Source organism: uncultured Litoreibacter sp., assembly GCF_947501785.1.
GTDB lineage: Bacteria > Pseudomonadota > Alphaproteobacteria > Rhodobacterales > Rhodobacteraceae > Litoreibacter.
Window position 1 is genome coordinate 2,680,922 of the sequence record NZ_CANMXB010000001.1, and the last position, 17,098, is coordinate 2,698,019.

At 57.4% G+C, this 17,098-nt stretch carries 18 protein-coding genes; 7 read left to right on the plus strand and 11 right to left on the minus strand.

Annotated elements, in window-relative coordinates; genetic code table 11:
- Positions 1 to 3 precede the first annotated feature (3 nt).
- From Q0899_RS13330 to Q0899_RS13350, 5 genes are all read right to left on the minus strand, one after another.
- A complete protein-coding gene (locus Q0899_RS13330) occupies positions 4 to 1,287 on the minus strand; it encodes a TRAP transporter large permease (RefSeq protein ID WP_299193369.1) in 1,284 nt (427 codons plus the stop codon).
- A gap of 4 nt (positions 1,288 to 1,291) precedes the next feature.
- The gene (locus Q0899_RS13335) at positions 1,292 to 1,855 is read right to left on the minus strand and encodes a TRAP transporter small permease subunit (RefSeq protein WP_299193371.1); all 564 of its coding nucleotides are present in this window, start codon (positions 1,853 to 1,855) and stop codon (positions 1,292 to 1,294) included.
- A 61-nt stretch (positions 1,856 to 1,916) separates the two neighbouring features.
- A complete protein-coding gene (locus tag Q0899_RS13340) occupies positions 1,917 to 2,954 on the minus strand; it encodes a TRAP transporter substrate-binding protein (RefSeq protein ID WP_298360995.1) in 1,038 nt (345 codons plus the stop codon).
- Between the two features lie 27 nt (positions 2,955 to 2,981).
- Complete coding sequence (locus Q0899_RS13345; RefSeq protein ID WP_299193374.1) at positions 2,982 to 3,806, minus strand: putative hydro-lyase; 825 nt, start codon at positions 3,804 to 3,806, stop codon at positions 2,982 to 2,984.
- A 95-nt stretch (positions 3,807 to 3,901) separates the two neighbouring features.
- A complete protein-coding gene (locus Q0899_RS13350) occupies positions 3,902 to 4,780 on the minus strand; it encodes a LysR family transcriptional regulator (RefSeq protein WP_299193376.1) in 879 nt (292 codons plus the stop codon).
- Between the two features lie 201 nt (positions 4,781 to 4,981).
- On the opposite strand from Q0899_RS13350, the gene Q0899_RS13355 reads away from it, so the two are divergent.
- The 7 genes from Q0899_RS13355 (at position 4,982) to Q0899_RS13385 (ending at position 9,790) form a co-directional block, all read left to right on the plus strand.
- Positions 4,982 to 5,593 carry a ribonuclease D gene (locus tag Q0899_RS13355; RefSeq protein ID WP_298294742.1) on the plus strand — a complete coding sequence of 204 codons (612 nt, stop codon included), beginning with the start codon at positions 4,982 to 4,984 and terminating at the stop codon, positions 5,591 to 5,593.
- A 9-nt stretch (positions 5,594 to 5,602) separates the two neighbouring features.
- Positions 5,603 to 6,592 (plus strand): KpsF/GutQ family sugar-phosphate isomerase, encoded by a 990-nt coding sequence (locus tag Q0899_RS13360; protein ID WP_299193378.1) that lies wholly within the window; start codon positions 5,603 to 5,605, stop codon positions 6,590 to 6,592.
- A 1-nt stretch (position 6,593) separates the two neighbouring features.
- Positions 6,594 to 7,190 (plus strand): hypothetical protein, encoded by a 597-nt coding sequence (locus Q0899_RS13365; protein ID WP_298361004.1) that lies wholly within the window; start codon positions 6,594 to 6,596, stop codon positions 7,188 to 7,190.
- 8 nt (positions 7,191 to 7,198) lie between these two features.
- The gene (locus tag Q0899_RS13370; RefSeq protein ID WP_298294748.1) at positions 7,199 to 7,705 is read left to right on the plus strand and encodes an LptA/OstA family protein; all 507 of its coding nucleotides are present in this window, start codon (positions 7,199 to 7,201) and stop codon (positions 7,703 to 7,705) included.
- Positions 7,705 to 8,466, plus strand: coding sequence for an LPS export ABC transporter ATP-binding protein (gene lptB / locus Q0899_RS13375; protein ID WP_298294750.1), 762 nt, complete (start codon positions 7,705 to 7,707; stop codon positions 8,464 to 8,466). The genes Q0899_RS13370 and lptB overlap by 1 nt, the downstream gene beginning before the upstream one ends.
- Before the next feature lie 254 nt (positions 8,467 to 8,720).
- Entirely contained in the window at positions 8,721 to 9,296 is a 576-nt protein-coding gene (raiA, locus tag Q0899_RS13380) for a ribosome-associated translation inhibitor RaiA (RefSeq protein ID WP_298294752.1), read from the plus strand.
- Positions 9,297 to 9,325: 29 nt separating this feature from the next.
- Positions 9,326 to 9,790, plus strand: coding sequence for a PTS sugar transporter subunit IIA (locus tag Q0899_RS13385; RefSeq protein WP_298294754.1), 465 nt, complete (start codon positions 9,326 to 9,328; stop codon positions 9,788 to 9,790).
- Here Q0899_RS13385 and Q0899_RS13390 read toward each other — a convergent pair.
- From Q0899_RS13390 to galU, 6 genes are read right to left on the minus strand one after another with little or no spacing between them, the layout of a single operon-like run.
- On the minus strand, positions 9,787 to 11,208 hold the full coding sequence (locus tag Q0899_RS13390; protein WP_299193382.1) for a nodulation protein NodH: 1,422 nt from the start codon (positions 11,206 to 11,208) through the stop codon (positions 9,787 to 9,789). The genes Q0899_RS13385 and Q0899_RS13390 overlap by 4 nt on opposite strands.
- Entirely contained in the window at positions 11,209 to 12,903 is a 1,695-nt protein-coding gene (locus Q0899_RS13395; protein WP_298294759.1) for a beta-1,6-N-acetylglucosaminyltransferase, read from the minus strand.
- Complete coding sequence (locus Q0899_RS13400) at positions 12,900 to 13,910, minus strand: glycosyltransferase family 2 protein (RefSeq protein WP_298294761.1); 1,011 nt, start codon at positions 13,908 to 13,910, stop codon at positions 12,900 to 12,902. Before Q0899_RS13400 ends, Q0899_RS13395 begins: the two co-directional genes overlap by 4 nt.
- A gap of 33 nt (positions 13,911 to 13,943) precedes the next feature.
- Complete coding sequence (locus tag Q0899_RS13405; RefSeq protein ID WP_299193385.1) at positions 13,944 to 15,197, minus strand: glycosyltransferase; 1,254 nt, start codon at positions 15,195 to 15,197, stop codon at positions 13,944 to 13,946.
- Positions 15,157 to 16,140 carry a UDP-glucose 4-epimerase GalE gene (gene galE / locus Q0899_RS13410; protein WP_299193387.1) on the minus strand — a complete coding sequence of 328 codons (984 nt, stop codon included), beginning with the start codon at positions 16,138 to 16,140 and terminating at the stop codon, positions 15,157 to 15,159. The genes Q0899_RS13405 and galE overlap by 41 nt, the downstream gene beginning before the upstream one ends.
- An 18-nt stretch (positions 16,141 to 16,158) precedes the next feature.
- A complete protein-coding gene (gene galU, locus Q0899_RS13415) occupies positions 16,159 to 17,052 on the minus strand; it encodes a UTP--glucose-1-phosphate uridylyltransferase GalU (RefSeq protein ID WP_298294767.1) in 894 nt (297 codons plus the stop codon).
- Between the last annotated feature and the right edge of the window lie 46 nt (positions 17,053 to 17,098).

Consider the following 17,098-nt stretch of genomic DNA (forward strand, 5'->3'; position numbering starts at 1 on the left):
GCTTTAGTAGACCAGTGACGGCAACCAGAGCGCCAGATTAGGGAAGAACAAAAGTAGCCCCAGCATTACAAACATGGTGACGACGAAAGGCAGCGCGCCTTTGATAACGTCGATCATCGGCCCGCCTTTTCGGATGCCCTGCACCACGTAGAGGTTGATGCCAATGGGCGGGGTGATCAGCGCGGTTTCCAGCAGCACCATCAGCAAGATGCCGAACCAGACGGGGTCAAAGCCCAGCGCCACCACGATGGGGGTGATCAGCGGCGCCATGGTCAGCAGCATCGACAACGTTTCCATGAAACAGCCGATCAGCACCAGCACCGCGACAATCATCAGCATGGTTTGCATCGGCGTCCAACCCAGCCCGGTGACGAAATCGGTCAGCGCCTGGGTCAGACCGATGATCGACAGCACGAAGTTCAGGAAGACGGCGGCGATGATAATCAGCATGATCATCGCTGTGGTGCGCATGGTGCCCTCGATGGCCTGACGCATCATGTCGATGGACATTTTGCCGTTCAGCGCAGCCAGCCCCATGGACGCCACGACGCCCAAGGCGGCGGCCTCGGTAGGCGTGGCAAGCCCCGCATAGATGGAGCCGACAACCACCACGAAGATGCCAAGCGGCGGGATCAGGGATGGTAGGGCGCGCAGGCGCTCGGCCCAAGTATGGCGCAGCTGATCGCCGCCCCATTCTGGTTTGATCATGCAGGCAATAACGACCGTGGCCATGAAGAGCAGCGCCAGCAGAAAGCCGGGCAGAAAGCCCGCGAGGTACAGCTCGGGAACGGATGTGTTGGTGAGCAACCCGTAGAGGATCAGGTTGATCGACGGGGGGATCAGGATGCCCAGTGTCCCGCCAGCGGCGACGGTACCCAGAAACAGGCTTTCGTTGTAACCACGCTTCTTGATCTGCGGCACAGCCACGGTGCCGATGGTCGCAGCGGTCGCCACGGAGGAACCGGAAGTGGCCGCGAACAGCGCCGAGGACCCGATATTGGAGTGCATCAGCCCGCCCGGCAGCCAGCCCAGCCATTTGACGATACCGTCATACATGCGTTCCGTGATGCCGGCGCGCAGCAGGATTTCGCCCATCATCACGAACATCGGGATCGCCACCAGCAGGAAGTCCGTCGATGTCTGCCACGCCATGTCCGAGATCGCGCGGTGCAGCGGCATCGGGCTATCGGTGAATTGCAGGATCAGTCCAAGCCATCCCAGCGAGGCGGCGATAGGCACGGCCAACCCGATCAGGGCCAGCAGGATGACAAGTGTTTTGACCAACATCAGTTTACACCGTTTCGTCTTGAATTTGCTCGTCGAGGGATTTGACCCCGATCAGGTCCTGCGTGCCTGCGTGATCGCCCTTGGCCATGCGCCTCAGCGCCACAAGGCACAGCAGCAGACCAGAGAAGACAAAGAAGGCCCAGCCCAGCAGCCACGGTATTTGCGGGATGGCCAGCGGGACGCGCATCGGCGTGATCGACCGCGACCCGTTCGACAGCGTGTCGCCGACCATCGACCAGACGTTGTAGACGATAACCAAGGCAAAGCTGACCAGCAGCAGCATTCCCAGCAGGTTTATTGCCCCGTGCAGCACTTTGGGGATCGCCCCTAAGAGCGCGTCGACCCTGATATGCGCGCGCTCAAACAACGCGTAGGACAGCGCCAGTGCGGTCGCGACGCCAAAGGCATAGCCAGAAATTTCATCCGCCCCGCCGATGGACAGGTTGAACAACTTGCGCAGGAAGACTTCCGCCGTGACGAGGAATGCCGATAGGACAATCAATGTCCCGCCAATCCATGTCAGCCACAAGCTGAGGGTGCGTGTGTTGGTTAGCAGTCGCTCTAACATCGGTTCGTCCTGTGCGAGGAGGGAGGGTTGAGCGGCGAGAGTGCCCCGCCGCCCGGGTCGTTTACTTCGCTGCAGCGGTCAGGCCGAGGATCGGACCCACGGTCTCGTTCCAGTTGGCCGCACACTCGGCCCCGCAGCGTTCCGCCCAGCGGGCCAGAACCACATCCGTTGCGATGGTGTCGCGGAGTTTTAGGTCCGCTTCAGATGGCTCGACCAAGGTCATAGATCCCGGTTCGCCGACGGAACAATCGCCGCCTGTGATACAAGAGATGGCCACGTCATCCTCAGTCGCTGTCTCGGCCCACATCGCGTCGTTCAAGGTCGCGATTTCAGTCTGGAGCAGCGATTGCTGTTCGGCTGACAGGCTGTTCCACTTGTCCATGTTCATCGCCCCAAACGCGAGGCCCCAACCGACGCGCAATGTGTAGGCGTGGGTGGCGACTTGGTTCCACTTGGCGGTGTAGGCGGACATGGTGCCGGTGATTGCGCAGTCAACGACGCCCTTTTCCAGCGCCGGGATCACTTCGGAGAAGGACACGGTGACGGACGTGCCGCCGACGCCTTCGACGAAATCACCCAAGGTGGTGGAGTAGACACGGATTTTCTTGCCGTCCAGGTCTGCGATGCCGTTCACCTCGCCATTGCACCACAGGGTTTGGCTGGGAAACGGGTACAGCATCAGGAGCTTGGCGTTGTAGATGTCGGCGAATGCAGTTTCCAAAGTGGGATAGTAAGCTTCCGAAACTTTGCGCTGCGTGTCGATGTCTTGGGTCAGTGACGACAGGTCTGCGCCCTCAAAGATCGCGTTCTCTGCCGCGACGTAGCCAGGCAGGCCGAAGGCGAAATCGAACACGCCGTTCTTCACAAGGCGCATAATCTCAAAGCCCTTCAGGCCGAGACCGGATTGTGACTGGATCTTGCCGACGATGGCACCGCCGGAGGCTTCGTTGAGGCGGGAATTGAAGAAGGGTTCTTCGTGCTTTTGGAAGTTCGTCAGGCTGGACCATGTGCCCACGGCGCTCAGAACGACAGGGTCATCTGCGAAGGCGGCGCTTGCGCTGAAGGTGAGGGCTGCGAGGGCCGTTGTTACTTTTTTCATCGTTAGTCTCCTTGTTGGTCGTTTTTGTTATGGGGTCGGAAGAATGGGCGTTTCGGCATCTTCGGCCACGTCCGCGATCAGCATGTGGCCGGGAGAATGGGTGATGCATAGCGGCAGCTTGGCATCGAGCAGCACGTTTTGCGGAGTGACGCCGCAGGCCCAATAGACAGGGACCTCGCCCGGTTTGATTTCGACTGCATCACCCCAATCGGGGCTGGACAGGTCATTGATGCCAATCTCAGTGGGGTCGCCAATGCCAATGGGCGCACCGTGGGCCTGCGGAAACCGGGCGCTGATTTTGTGGGCTTCGTCTACCTGATGTTCCGGGATGGGCCGCATTGTGACGACCATTTTGCCGCCAAACGGCCCTGCCGGTGTCAGGTCGATGTTGGACCGGAACATAGGGACGTTGCGGCCCGTTTCGATATGGCGGACGGGGATGTCATTGCGCAGAAGCGCATTTTCAAACGTGAAGGAGCAGCCCAGGGCAACGGTGACGAAGTCGTCGCTCCAGAGAGCGGAAATATCGCTGACCTCTTCCGCAAGCACGCCGTCTTTGAAGACGCGATACCTTGAGACGTCAGTTCGGATATCGATGTCGCGGCCAAGCGTCGGCAGGCTCGGGTCGCCGCTATCACCCACACCAACCACCGGGCAGGGCTTGGGGTTGCGCTGGCAGAACCGCAAGAAGTCCAACGCAAACCGCTCAGGGAGAATTGCGAGGTTGCATTGAAGCTTTCCTGCGGCAAGGCCGGCGGTATGCCCCGCATATGATCCAGACCGAATAGATGCGCGAACCTGCTCGGCGGACGCGCCTGTTAGATCGGCGTAAGATGTGGTCTGGGTCGTCATGGCGGCAGCCTCTTGTGGTCTGGGAAAACCATTCCACAGATGCTGCAATTTATTCAAATTATCATTTTATATCAGGAGTGATAGATTTTGGCGATCTACCTAGGGTGAGAAGCTTCCCACTGCACCGCCACGTCCCGCGCAATTTCTGCGCTGTTTTCAACAAGAAAGCTGCGCGGTTCCGACAGGTAAGACGCCGTGAACTCCAACGATGTGGGTTTGAACCCGGGGTCGAACTCGACAATTTGGCCGGAGCGCAGGTAATCGTCTGCCAGGGCGCGGGGATAGGGGCCAACGGCGATTCCCGCCGCGATCATCTTCAAACTGGCCGACAAAGACGCCGACGCATAGACCCGCACCTGAGGCCCAATGCGGCGGGACAATTCCGACATCAGCTCGCGGTGGGGTCGGGTCTTGCTGGAATATGAAATGACCGGAATGGCGCTAAGATCAGTTTCCGGATTTTGGGTCGAGCGGTACCAATGCAAATCGAACGGCGGCAGGGCCACGTTTTCGACGGTGAATTCCGAAACAGGGCCCATCAGAAAGACCAGATCCAGCCGCCGCTCCAAAAGGGAGGCCCGCAGGTTGAGCGAAATATCGACCGTCAAATCAAGGTTCACGCGAGGATATTGCTCGCTGAACGCTTTCAGGAACTCCGGCAACCAGGCTTGTGCAATCGTCTCCGACGCGCCTACGCGAAACAGCCCCTCTGCCTCGGACGGATTTGCCACACGCTGCTTGATCTCTTCTTCGACGAACAGCATCTGTTCCGCATAGGACAGAAGCAATGTGCCATGCTTCGTGAGCACAAGGGTGCCGGGGCCACGTTCGAAAAGCGGGACGCGCAGCTCATCTTCCAAGTTGGATATGCGCGTCGACACCGCGGGCTGGGACAGATGCAGACGCTCCGCCGCTTTGCGAAAGCCCCCAAGCCTCGCAACCCACAAGAACGTCTTTATTTGATCAAAGGTCATAGGTATTCATATTGTTGATTACATTCGGGGCCAATCCATAAATAAACCTGTGCCTGCACGACATTCGTCCAAGCTGAACCGTTTGGGAAACAACACTGGGCCAACCTCCATCGCCGCCGGCAGGGTCGCCTCATCGGGCTTTGTTGAAAAATCCTGCCAAAGCACGTATTGCCAACTCCAACCCATACACAGGACTTTATCGTGGCAAATCATCTCTATATCGGCGACTTGCCGGACGGCTTGGACCTTGGGCCTATCGTGGCCATAGATTGCGAAACCATGGGGCTCAATCCACATCGGGATCGGCTATGCGTGATCCAGATGTCTGGCGGCGACGGCAATGCCCACATGATCCAGGTGCAACAGGGCCAGACGGAGGCCCCGAACCTAAGCAAGATGTTGGCGGATCCGAATGTCCTGAAACTGTTTCACTTTGGGCGCTTTGATATCGCGGCCATGCTGAATACGTTTGGAACCGTCACCGCGCCTGTTTATTGCACCAAGATCGCGTCAAAGCTGGTGCGTACCTACACGGACCGGCATGGGCTGAAAAATCTGCTTCAGGAGTTGATGAACAAGGATATCTCCAAACAGCAGCAGTCTAGCGACTGGGGCGCCAAGAGCCTGACCGACGCGCAATTGGACTACGCGGCGTCTGATGTTTTGTACCTGCACGAGCTGCGCGAGAAGCTGAACGTGATGCTGGAACGCGAGGGCCGCACCGAGATTGCGCAGGCGTGTTTTGACTTCCTGCCGATGCGCGCTCGGCTGGATTTGGCCGGTTGGCCTGAAATTGACATCTTCGCGCACTAAGTAAGGGGCATGTTGAAACACGTGACCACCAAGACCCAAATGGACACACCGATCCAATCCGCCCGCCGCGTCATCACCGACGAGGCCGACGCGCTGACCAAGCTTGCCCAATCGATCGATGGCAGCTTCGCCGAAGCTGTGGATCGCATCCAGACCTGCCAGGGCCGCGTGATTGTCACCGGCATGGGCAAATCAGGCCACATCGCAAACAAGATTGCGGCGACGCTGGCGTCCACCGGGACACCGGCCCATTTTGTGCACCCGGCCGAGGCCAGTCATGGCGACCTTGGGATGATCGGCAAAACGGATGTGGTGCTCGCGCTGTCAAACTCTGGCGAGGCGCCCGAGCTTTCCAACCTTCTGGCCTATACCCGACGTTTCAATATTCCGCTGATTGCCATCACCAGCCGTATCGACGGTACCCTCGCCACCCAATCCGACATCTGCCTGCTGATCCCCCAACTGGGCGAAGCTTGCGGCTATGGTGTGGTGCCAACCATCTCGACGACCATGACGCTGGCGATGGGCGACGCATTGGCAATCACCTTGATGCAGCTGCGCGGGTTCACGCCAGAGCATTTCCGCGACTTCCACCCGGGCGGCAAGTTGGGGGCCAAGCTGTCGAAGGTTGGCGACCTGATGCATTCGGGCAGCGCCTTACCGATGGTCAGCCTTGATACGCCGATGTCCGAGGCGCTCCTTGAAATCAGCCAAAAAGGGTTTGGCGTCGTCGCGGTAACCGACGCGGACGGACATTTGGCGGGCATCATCACCGATGGCGACCTGCGCCGCCACATGGACGGGTTGCTCGACCAAACCGCAGAGACCGTGATGACCGCAGCGCCTCAAACGATAACGCCGGACTCGCTTGCCGATGCGGCGGTCAGCATCATGAACGACCGGAAAATCACATGCCTGTTCGTGACCGAAAACGGCACGGCAACGGCGCCGATGGGTCTGCTGCATATTCACGACTGTCTGCGGGCCGGGGTGGCGTAGCATGGCCGTCGCGAACAACCCCTATTCCCGCTTCGTGCAATTTGCGAAAATCGCGTTGCCGTTGCTTGCTTTGGGGCTGTTGTCGACAATGTTCCTGTTCTCCAAGAGCGTCGACATAGAGGGAGCCATCCCGATCTTCGAAGGCGCGGAAGAAATTGCGCGGGAACAGAGCCTTGCTGCCCCGAAATTTTCTGGGGTCACCTCCGATGGATCGACGATCACCGTGACGGCCGAATCTGCGAAACCCGACCTGACGAACCCTCGACGGCTATCCGCCAAAAATGTGATGGCGGACATAGAAACTCAGGGCGGCACGCAGTTCATGGTTCTGTCGGATGATGCTTTGTATGACGGCACCACCGACACGCTCGATCTGATGGGTAGGGTCCGCATAAACACGTCAACTGGCTATCAGCTAAACACCGATGCTTTGGTTGCCGATCTGGCCGTAACCGGATTGGTGTCGCCGGGCATGGTGACGGGCACCGGACCGGCTGGAACTCTGGAAGCGGGCGCAATGGAATTGTCCGGTGAAAACGGCTCACAGGTTCTTGTTTTCAAGCAGGGCGTTAAACTGATATACGATCCGAAAGATTAGGGGGTGTCATGAGACATGTGTTGCGGCCTGTGTTGGGCCTTGTTCTCGCTATCTGCGCCAGCTCTGCATTGCTCGCCCAAGGGGCGACGGTTGCGTTTGGCGGCTTGCAGCACGACGCGTCGCTTCCTGTCGAAATCACAGCGGACGAACTGACGGTTGACCAAGGCACCGGCTCCGCAGTGTTCATTGGCAATGTTGTTGCCGGTCAGGGCGAAATGCGGCTCAGCGCGGCCCGCGTGCAGGTGCAATACGCCGTGGTGGACGGCCAGGCGACAGGCGACATTGATCAGCTGATCGCCTCAGGCGGCGTGACCTTGGTCAATGGCGCCGAAGCGGCTGAGGCCCAGAACGCGGTCTATTCGGTAAGCGGCGCCGAGATCGTGATGACCGGCGACGTGATCCTGACGCAAGGCGTCAACGCGCTGTCGGGTGAAAAGCTGACGGTCGACCTGAACACCGGCAAAGGCCGGATGTCCGGCCGCGTCAAAACGATCTTTCAGACGGGCGGTAACTGATGGCAGACGGGCCAAATCTGCAGGTGACCGACGGGTCATCCGGCCTGAAAATCGTCGGGCTGCGCAAAAACTATAAGCGGCGCCCGGTGATCCGGGACGTGTCGCTCGATCTGGCACGTGGCGAGGTTGTCGCTTTGTTGGGACCAAATGGTTCCGGCAAAACGACCTGTTTCTATTCCATCGCCGGGCTGGTCACGCCCGAGGCGGGGACGGTCACCATCGATGGGCAGGATGTTACGCTGCTACCGATGTACCGGCGCGCCAAAATGGGCATTGGTTACCTGCCACAGGAAATGTCGATTTTTCGCGGGCTGAGCGTCGAGGACAACATTCTTGCCATCCTCGAAATCTCCATCAAAAACCGGACCAAACGCCGCGAACGGCTGGAAGAGCTGCTGAACGAATTCTCGATCGGACACCTGCGCCGGGCCCCTGCCCTGTCCCTTTCTGGCGGCGAACGTCGCCGCGCGGAAATCGCCCGCTGTTTGGCGGCTGACCCCAAATACCTGCTGTTGGATGAACCGTTTGCCGGTGTCGATCCAATTGCAGTCGGCGAAATCAGATCGCTGGTTGCGGATCTCAAGAAGCGGGGAATCGGCGTGCTGATCACCGACCACAACGTACGCGAAACGCTTGAGATCGTGGACCGCGCCTACATCCTGCATGATGGCCATGTGTTGATGAGCGGCACCACGGATGAAGTGGTAAAGGACGAAAATGTGCGCCGGGTTTACCTGGGCCAAAACTTCCGCATTTCCTGAGATTTTGAAGCAAATTTAGGGCGTTAACCCGCCGATGCCCCTCGAACGTAAGCAAAGACTCAGTTGACAGACCCCTACATCCTGACGCCAAATACATAGGATGACATCGCAAACCTCTTTGGTTTTGGTCACGCCTCACAATGTGGCCCTGCGGAATCGCCCCAATACTTCGGGCGCATGTCGTCGATTAACCAAATCGTCAGGATTGGCCCGCACCCAGCGGGTCTGTTCCGCCACATATTGAAGGAGACGCAATGCGCTATCAAATCAGCGGCAAACAGATCGATATCGGGGTAGCACTCCAAACCCATGTGGAAAGCGAACTGGCTGAAATGCTTGGGAAATACGCCGGACGCCCGACCGACGCGACGGTGGTTTTCTCCAAACATGCACATGAATATGTGTGCGAAGCGACGGTTCATCTGAGCACAGGTTTGACGACGCAGGCCAAAGCCCATGAGACCGAGATTTACGCCGCTTTTGATAGCTGTTCTGAAAAAATGGACAAGCAATTGCGGCGCTACAAAAGGCGCCTGAAGGACCATCACAAAGAGCGGTCGCAACCTGTTGAACTTTTCGAAGCTTCCTCCTATATCCTCGCCGGAACTGCTGAGTCGGACGATAGCGAGCCGGAGACCCTTCAGCCCATTATCGTGGCGGAAATGGAGTCCAAGATACCATCGCTTTCGGTCGGCGAAGCTGTTATGCAAATGGAATTGGCGGAAGCTCCAGTGCTGGTGTTCCGCAACGAGGGAAACAAAGGGATCAACGTCGTCTACAAACGCGACGACGGCAACATCGGTTGGGTTGATCCTTCAAGCAGTAACTAGCGGCCATTCGGCTGCGTTTGAGAGCGGTCATGCAAATTGTAGACATACTTCAACCGAGTTCGGTGAGAAGCGTAGCTTCTATTTCCAGCAAGAAACGGCTGTTTCAGGAATTGGCAGATCTTGCCGAATCCAGCCACGGCCTTCCTGCGTCTGAAGTCTTCGACGCGCTGCAAGATCGCGAAAGCCTTGGGCCGACTGGTGTCGGCCAGGGCGTTGCCCTGCCCCATGCCCGTTTGGATTCGCTCGACACGGTCGTGGCGGTGTTCTTGCGGTTGGACAAAGCCGTCGATTTTGATTCCGCCGACCGTCAACCGGTTGACCTGTTCTTCTGCCTGCTTGCCCCGCCGGATGCAGGTGTTGAGCACCTGAAAGCGCTCGCGCTCGTGTCCCGCACTATGCGGGTGTCTCAGGTCTGCGCCAAACTGCGCGCCAATGACGACGCGTCGACGCTGTTCACGATCCTGACCGATTCGGAAGGCAGCCAGGCGGCCTAAGCCGACCAGTCACCAAATCCGAAGCTGATGTAGTCTTTGCGATACGTCTGGAAGCAAAGCTTTTCCAGCTGCGCATCATAAATGTCAGCAAGGCCAAAGGGGGTATCCGCTGCGGCAGGTTGGTACCCGCCACCCGACAATCCAAGGTCTTCTGCCAAGCGCGAAAGCTGCAAAGCGGCCTGGTCCTCGCGGATCAAGACATCCGGCAACGCGACCACAGCCGCTGCCTCCAGCAGAGATGACTGAGAGGCCCAGACGGCATCAATCCGCACGCTGGTTTGCCCCGCCAGGTTCCCCTTCAGGAATTTCAGAAAGTTGATGAATGCGACCTTGTGGTCGTCCTTGCTGTACCCGCTAAGATCGCCATTCTTGGGGACGGACACACCGTATTTGTTGCGCATAATGCGGCGCGGGTCCTGAAAGTTATTGTCTTCCTTCGGCACTACATATTGGCAAAACACGTGATGTGCCCGCGCCAGCGGGTGACGCAGAATGCTGAACGCCCGGTGGCCGGGATGCTGCTTCTTCCACTGCCGAAGGTCCTTTTGCGACAACCCCGTTTGAAGGGCATCTACGCCGACAGCATCGACCCCGGCCAACCAATCCAAGGCCTGACCATGCGGTCCGGACCGGATAGGAATGTAAAGCAATGGCGCCCTGCTTGCCGTGTAGAAACCCGGCACCCCAGGCCCGCGCCGCGGTTCGAAATTGGGCGTATCGGACAATCCAAAATGGTCGATGGAGGCAAGCGCCTTCACCATCTCGTCGTAGTTCGTGACCTTGTCTTCAAGGTCGCTGGGGTTCTGTTTCTTGGTCGATTTCGCGGCGGCGTCAATCTGATGCTTTGACCCAATAAACTGCGCAATTCCGTTCAGTACCCCGGTGTCGCCAATATCCTCATAGGATATGTAAAACGCTGTTTGTCCGCTGGTCTGAATGCCCCGCAAAATGTCGAGCTGAAAATCCCGTTTGTCTGCCAGTTGGCGCAGAAATTCCGCTTCATCGAAGGTCACTTTTGCCGAGCGGCGCTGCTTGACATCAGACAATTTCCACTGCCCCGTCTGCGCTGCAATTTTCAGCGACACATAGCTGTCGAGCGGGTTCCGCGTCAGCACGATCTTCGCGCATTTTGGGTCAGCCAGAACATGCGCCATGACGCGCGGGTCGTGGTCGTTAAAAAACCGAAACCCGCCAATCCCGTCCGTATTGCTTTTGATCCGTTCAATCAGCGCGATCGGCGCCGTCTCTCGTTGCGCAAGGTCAATGCCGAACAGTTCGTCTTTGTTGTGATGGCCCACGAAATGCGGATTGTAGATTTCTCCGTAGCACTGCAGATCCTCAAACCCGTTGAGGCTGGCTTCGAGAAAATTAGACCCTGTCCGCATCTCTGCGAAAACAACGAAATATTCAAATTCCATCTACTTGACCAAATACGGCCGCTGGCCGCCCTCTTGCCGTTTCTCACCCTCAATGATCGGGAAATCGCCCATCAAATGCGGGCTCATGCCTTGGTTCTTGAGGTTCTGCAGAAACTGCCCGAACCCGGCCAAGTTCGCCATTTGCGGCACCTCGGTCAAACGTCGCTGCGCCCCTCCGCCCAGCTCATCGAGGATAAGTTGCAGTTTCTCCATCGGGTCCTCGATGAATTCCGCAAGGCTCCAAATGCTGATACGGGCCTTCGTTTGCCCTGTGCGCAGCAGATCAAGATGCGCGGCCTCAACCCGTTGCAGAAACGCGGCCTCCTTGCGCAGCTCGGCAAAATTTCGATTCGAATGAAACAGCGGAATCGCCCAAGCGCCAGTGATGATCGAGATTTGGGCATTTCGGTCAGACGCCAAAAACTCGCCGACAGCCTGGGTGTCGTTGGGCCCAAACAAGAAGCACTGATGTTCCCCGCGTGTATTCCAGGTCAGATTGGTGACGAAACCCCGCGGGTTGTAATCGCGCAAAGCCGCGCTATCGGACAGCGCGCCATTAAAAACGTCTACGTCGCCCGCAAACCGCACGCGGTCTTTCGCAAATAGATGTTTGTGAACACGGTTGCCGGTCCGCCGCGCCAACCAGGCGTCAAAATCCTCAAAGAGGTCATCAAAGCCCTCAAAGACCGAATAGCGCCCGGCCGTCTTGCCATTTTCCCAGCCGTCATTCGGGTAGCGTCCCTGCATGTAAAGACCCGCCCGGCCCCGCGTCCGGCGTTCCGTTGCGCGGCTAAACAGGCGGTCAATCTTCAGCGGGTTGGGTTCCACCTTCTGCAAAGCCCGGTCCGCAGGCGCAAGAAAGTCGCGGTACAATCGTTCCGCTTGTGGCCAAATTTTGCGTGCCACAAAACAGTCCGACCGCCGCAGCAGCTGGATGTGATCGTCGTAGAACACATGCGGTTTGCCCTGGAAGTCAAACTTGGACAGCGTCAAAGATCGGCTCTCGATTTGGGTGGAATAGAGCCTTGCCAGGGTCTGAAAATAGCTTTCGTCAGGAATCCAGACTCGCTTGAAGTATCGGTCAAATTCCTCGCGCCGGGGGTCTTCCAGAATGGCGGACAGAGTTTGCCGTGTCAGGCACCACCATTGCGACCCCAAATGAGGCGTTAGCTCCTCCGGTATCTTGCGTTTGAATTTCAGCCGGCGTTGCAGGTCGACATAGGCATCAAACAACCGCCGGTGGCGTTTCCAGGAAAATGGGAATCGCAAGGTGAATCGTTCCTGATCCAGCCCGCCAACAGTCCAGTCCACCTCGTCGGTGGTGACGGATTCGATGAAGTCGGTACGTGGGCGTTCATCAAGGTAGGTTTGCAGCTCGTCCAGCGGCCGCAATGGCAGACAAGAGCCGCTTGACAGGTAGACATGCCGGACGTGCTTGAACTCCGACAACATCAATTCACATGCGGTTTGGCTTGCCCCGACAATGGACCAGTTGCCCCACTCGCAGGCGTGACGCTCCGAAAACCGGATGTCTTTGCAGTCGGCAAGCTTCTTTCGGAACCATTCGAAGTCGTCCTCTGAGACGCGCTTGTCAACATGGATGACAACCGGCTTTCCGCTGTCATGGAAATGGCGCGCCGTTTGCGCCGCCCGGTCCAGCGCTTCGTGCACCAACATGATGAAGCCGACGCTCATGCCCAGTTCCCTTTCGACATGAGACCGAGAATTTCAAGCTGCCGCCAGTTTATGTACTTCTCGGACCATTGGCACCAAAGGTCGGGATTTACCGCCATGCCTTCGTTATAGGCTTTGTATTCGTGGCTGTTGGCGAAGTGCTGTTTGCGCTCCAGCTCTTCGGCCGACTTGGCTTTGAACGTGTCGAGGAACTTGGCGTGCAACAAACAGCCCGAAGTCTTCTCCCCGCCCCATTCATCATAGACAAGGTTCAACCCGCGCGGCAGCAGCATATGAGTTGAACTGACGTAAGCGTAAGCGCGGTTCCATTTCACCAGCGGGATCTTGTTCATTGCCGGGGCGCGTTCTGCGTTCTCGTAGAAGAACGCACGCGCACGCGGGCCGCCTTGTATCCACAAATTGCCATAACGGCTGTTTTTCTGGATCGTGTAATTGCCGCTGTCGAACCAGTGCGCCACTTCAAACGGGTCCTGCCCCTCTTCGTATTTGACGCTGTCGATTGGGCCCTTGGGATACATGTCCAGCAACATCGTGCCGAACGACTTGATCGAAGATGCGTCCAGCCAGTCGGTCAACGCTCGGATCGGCCGGGTATCGCAAAACGGGTAGATAAAGAATTCGTCAACATCGACGGTCAGCGACCAATGGCCGTGGGCGTACCGCATTTGCAGCCAATTTAGCCAATCGACACCAAAGCGGGCGCGCTTGTACCCTTCCTGGCTGTAGAAAACAGACACATCCATCTGCTGTTCCAGATATGCGCCCGTTCCGTCATCCGAGCCGTTATCGACAAAGAAGAAATGATCGACGCCAAGGTCTCGGTAGTATTTCAGGAAGAATGGCAGCCTGATCCGTTCGTTTCGCAACGTGCAAAACAGCAGAATGTCGTTCTTCCCGATCTGCTGCGTCCGGTTGCGTTTGGACGTAAGTTCACGCCTTTTGCGAAAGGCCCTGGCCCTCCAACGGCGTCTTTCAAGCCGCAACCGATATGATTTCAGAACGCCCATGGTTGTCCCAGCCGAAAAGCCCTTGTCCGCACGTTAAGTCGAGCCCATGACCGCGCCGTTAACGCGAACAAAGTGCTCGTCCCATGTTGGTATATGCGGCGTGTTCTTCGCGCACGCGTCGCGGAGGTCTTCCAGCCTTTTCTCTGCCTGCTCTATTATAGTTTTTTGCCAAAGATATCGGTCATTTACGTTTGCGTAAACGGGGTAGTCCCCCAACAGCTCACGATGGATGGCAAGATCGCCACAGACGACCGGGACATTCAGCGCGGCGGCCTCTAGCGAGGGCAGGCCAAATCCTTCCGCATGGCTTGGAAAAAGCAATCCATGGGAACCGGCGACGAGCGGCCACATATCCGCATCCGACATAGTGTTATGCTCATGTATGCGGGGGTGATCCTTGAGGACTTCAAGTTTTGTGATCACATCAACGTTTTCCCATCCACGCTGCCCGATGATGTAAAGATCCGGCATAATTTCTTCGGATAAGTGATCCTCCAATTCTTGCCATACGTCCAAGAGCAACGCGTGGTTCTTGCGTGGCTCAATCGTGCCCAGAGTGACGAAATAGGGTCTATTAAGGCGTGAAACGTCCATGATGTTGTCTGGAACATCGATGCCAAGATGTGCAAAATGCATTCCCCGATCGCGCCCGTCCAAAGCAGCACGCGCCTTGGCTAAGGAGTCCTGCGAATTGGTTATGATGCAATGAGCATGTTCCTTCATCGCCACAAGCTTCTTTAAAAAGGCCTGGGCCGTCCCCGCCCTCTGGAACTGGGGAAATTCAACAGGGATCACATCGTGCAGGAAGACAACCGGGGCAATATCTGCCCGGGCAAATCCAGCAAGGACCCGTTCGGACAGATTGGAATGCCCGATATTGAGATATCGGCAGCCCTTGGGCACAAAATTCCGGAAGGCCGCAGGTATGTCGCTGAATTTTCTCAATGCCAGCCGTCTGAGATCAGATTCCGCGGCGCCGCGCGGGGCCGGGGTCTTGAGCCCCACCAAGGCCCGCAGGTCGCGCTTGCCCCAGACCACCTGCCCCGTCAGCTTCTGGTGGAACGCCGACAGGCCACCCCTATCCAGCAAAACAAAACCGTCGGACAGTTTGGCCAGGCCAAACAGGTCAGGATCGGTCGCCAGACACCATTCCAGATATGCCAGCTCAACCCTATCCACCCCGGTGTAGGGGCCGCGACCGACACGGCTGGTCAGACGGGTGATGTCGATGATCGCAGGAAAATCCCTAGCGGTCGTAATGGCCGTTTTGGTGCCAGCGCCATGCATCGCTTACCATTGCCTCCATCGTTGACCGTTTCGGGTCCCACCCCAGCAGGTCACGTGCGGCAGCACTTCCCGATACAAGCTTGGTCGCGTCCCCAGCCCGACGGGCGCCTTCCACGACAGGAACCGACTTGTTGGTGATGGTGCGGCTGCTGTCGATCACCTCCCTCACCGAGAACCCTGTCCCGGTTCCAAGATTGAAGACCGCGTTGCCTTTGCCTTCCAACAACCAATTCAGACCCAAAATATGGGCATCGACCAAATCCATCACATGCACATAGTCCCTAATACACGTGCCGTCCGGCGTATCATAATCGGTGCCGTAGACGGTCAGCGCATCCCGCTTGCCATCTATCGCGTCCATCACCAACGGGATCAGATGCGTCTCGGGTTGGTGGAATTCACCAACGTCTCCTTCGGGATCTGCGCCGGCGACGTTGAAGTAGCGAAAGGTCACGTGTTCCAACCCGTGGCTGGCGCTAAAATTGTCCAATATGTCTTCAATGGCCCGTTTTGAAGCACCGTAGGCATTGAGAGGCGCTTGCGGGCTGTCTTCGGTCAATGCGACCCCATCTTGTTCGCCATAGGTCGCGCAGGTGGAGGAGAACACGAACTTCCTGCACCCTGCGGCGATTGCTGCTTCGACCAGATTCAATGACCCCAACACATTGTTACGCCAGTACAGGCCGGGGTTATCCATGGATTCACCAACCTGACTCAGCGCCGCAAAATGCATCACCGCAACGGGTTGGTGTTTGGCAAATACAGTGTCTAACCTGCTGCGATCCTGAAGGTCGCCCTTTTCGAAGGGGCCAAACTTTACGGCCTGCTCCCATCCGGTATCGAGATTGTCGAAAGTCACGGGCAGAAAGCCGGCCTTGGCCAGGACCTTGCACGCATGCGAACCGATATAGCCTGCGCCCCCTGTGACCAGAACAGTTTTCATACCAGTATTTGCCCCAGATTATTCGGCTGCTTTGCGCAGCGATGCCATCTCGTCAAGGTAGCCCTCAAATTCGTCGCGCAATTCGGGGCGGGTCAGGCCAAACGCGACGGTCGCCTGCAGGTACCCTGCCTTGGATCCGCAATCAAAGCGCTGCCCTCGGAAGCGATAGCCATATACGTCACGATCCGCCTCAATCTCTTGCGCGATCGCGTCGGTCAGTTGGATCTCACCGCCCGCGCCTTGCTTCATCTTTGTGAGATTATGCAAAACCTGCGGCGTCAGGATGTATCGTCCGATCACCGCCAGATTTGATGGCGCTTCGTCGACGGCGGGTTTTTCGACCATGCCGCGAACGGACACCATCGAACCCATGTCTTCCTTCACATCGAGCACGCCATATGCAGACGCCTTTTCATGCGGGACCTCCATTGCGGCAACCATGCAGCCGCCGGTCTCGGCATAGGCTTCTGTCATTTGCTGCAAGCAGGACTTTTCTGCCGCGATTACGTCGTCTGGCAGGATCACAGCGAATGGTTCATTCGCAATCAAACGGCGCGCGCACCAAACCGCGTGTCCAAGCCCGAGGGCTTTATGCTGGCGGATATAGGCAATCGCGCCGCTGTCCATGTTGGTGTTCTTCAAGGTCTTGAGAAGATCTTTTTTGCCCTTCTTGCGCAGAGAACTTTCAAGCTCCGGCGCGTGGTCAAAATAGTCTTCCAACGCGCCTTTTCCGCGCGAGGTCACGAAGATGAACTCCTTGATGCCAGCGGCTCGCGCTTCGTCAATCGCGTATTGGATCAAAGGGCGATCCACCAAGGTCATAATTTCCTTCGGTATGGACTTGGTGGCCGGAAGGAATCTGGTTCCTAATCCGGCTACGGGAAAGACCGCCTTGGTGACTTTGCGTTTCATCTGTGCCTCAACTTTCAAACTAGAACTAACTTACCGCTTCTTGCCT

Coding starts and splice junctions, on each gene's coding strand:
- Q0899_RS13330 (WP_299193369.1), bottom strand. CDS start 1,287: ATGTTGGTCAAAACACTTGTCATCCTGCTGGCCCTGATCGGGTTGGCC.
- Q0899_RS13335 (WP_299193371.1), bottom strand. CDS start 1,855: ATGTTAGAGCGACTGCTAACCAACACACGCACCCTCAGCTTGTGGCTG.
- Q0899_RS13340 (WP_298360995.1), bottom strand. CDS start 2,954: ATGAAAAAAGTAACAACGGCCCTCGCAGCCCTCACCTTCAGCGCAAGC.
- Q0899_RS13345 (WP_299193374.1), bottom strand. CDS start 3,806: ATGACGACCCAGACCACATCTTACGCCGATCTAACAGGCGCGTCCGCC.
- Q0899_RS13350 (WP_299193376.1), bottom strand. CDS start 4,780: ATGACCTTTGATCAAATAAAGACGTTCTTGTGGGTTGCGAGGCTTGGG.
- Q0899_RS13360 (WP_299193378.1), top strand. CDS start 5,603: ATGTTGAAACACGTGACCACCAAGACCCAAATGGACACACCGATCCAA.
- Q0899_RS13365 (WP_298361004.1), top strand. CDS start 6,594: ATGGCCGTCGCGAACAACCCCTATTCCCGCTTCGTGCAATTTGCGAAA.
- Q0899_RS13370 (WP_298294748.1), top strand. CDS start 7,199: ATGAGACATGTGTTGCGGCCTGTGTTGGGCCTTGTTCTCGCTATCTGC.
- lptB (WP_298294750.1), top strand. CDS start 7,705: ATGGCAGACGGGCCAAATCTGCAGGTGACCGACGGGTCATCCGGCCTG.
- raiA (WP_298294752.1), top strand. CDS start 8,721: ATGCGCTATCAAATCAGCGGCAAACAGATCGATATCGGGGTAGCACTC.
- Q0899_RS13385 (WP_298294754.1), top strand. CDS start 9,326: ATGCAAATTGTAGACATACTTCAACCGAGTTCGGTGAGAAGCGTAGCT.
- Q0899_RS13390 (WP_299193382.1), bottom strand. CDS start 11,208: ATGGAATTTGAATATTTCGTTGTTTTCGCAGAGATGCGGACAGGGTCT.
- Q0899_RS13395 (WP_298294759.1), bottom strand. CDS start 12,903: ATGAGCGTCGGCTTCATCATGTTGGTGCACGAAGCGCTGGACCGGGCG.
- Q0899_RS13400 (WP_298294761.1), bottom strand. CDS start 13,910: ATGGGCGTTCTGAAATCATATCGGTTGCGGCTTGAAAGACGCCGTTGG.
- Q0899_RS13405 (WP_299193385.1), bottom strand. CDS start 15,197: ATGCATGGCGCTGGCACCAAAACGGCCATTACGACCGCTAGGGATTTT.
- galE (WP_299193387.1), bottom strand. CDS start 16,140: ATGAAAACTGTTCTGGTCACAGGGGGCGCAGGCTATATCGGTTCGCAT.
- galU (WP_298294767.1), bottom strand. CDS start 17,052: ATGAAACGCAAAGTCACCAAGGCGGTCTTTCCCGTAGCCGGATTAGGA.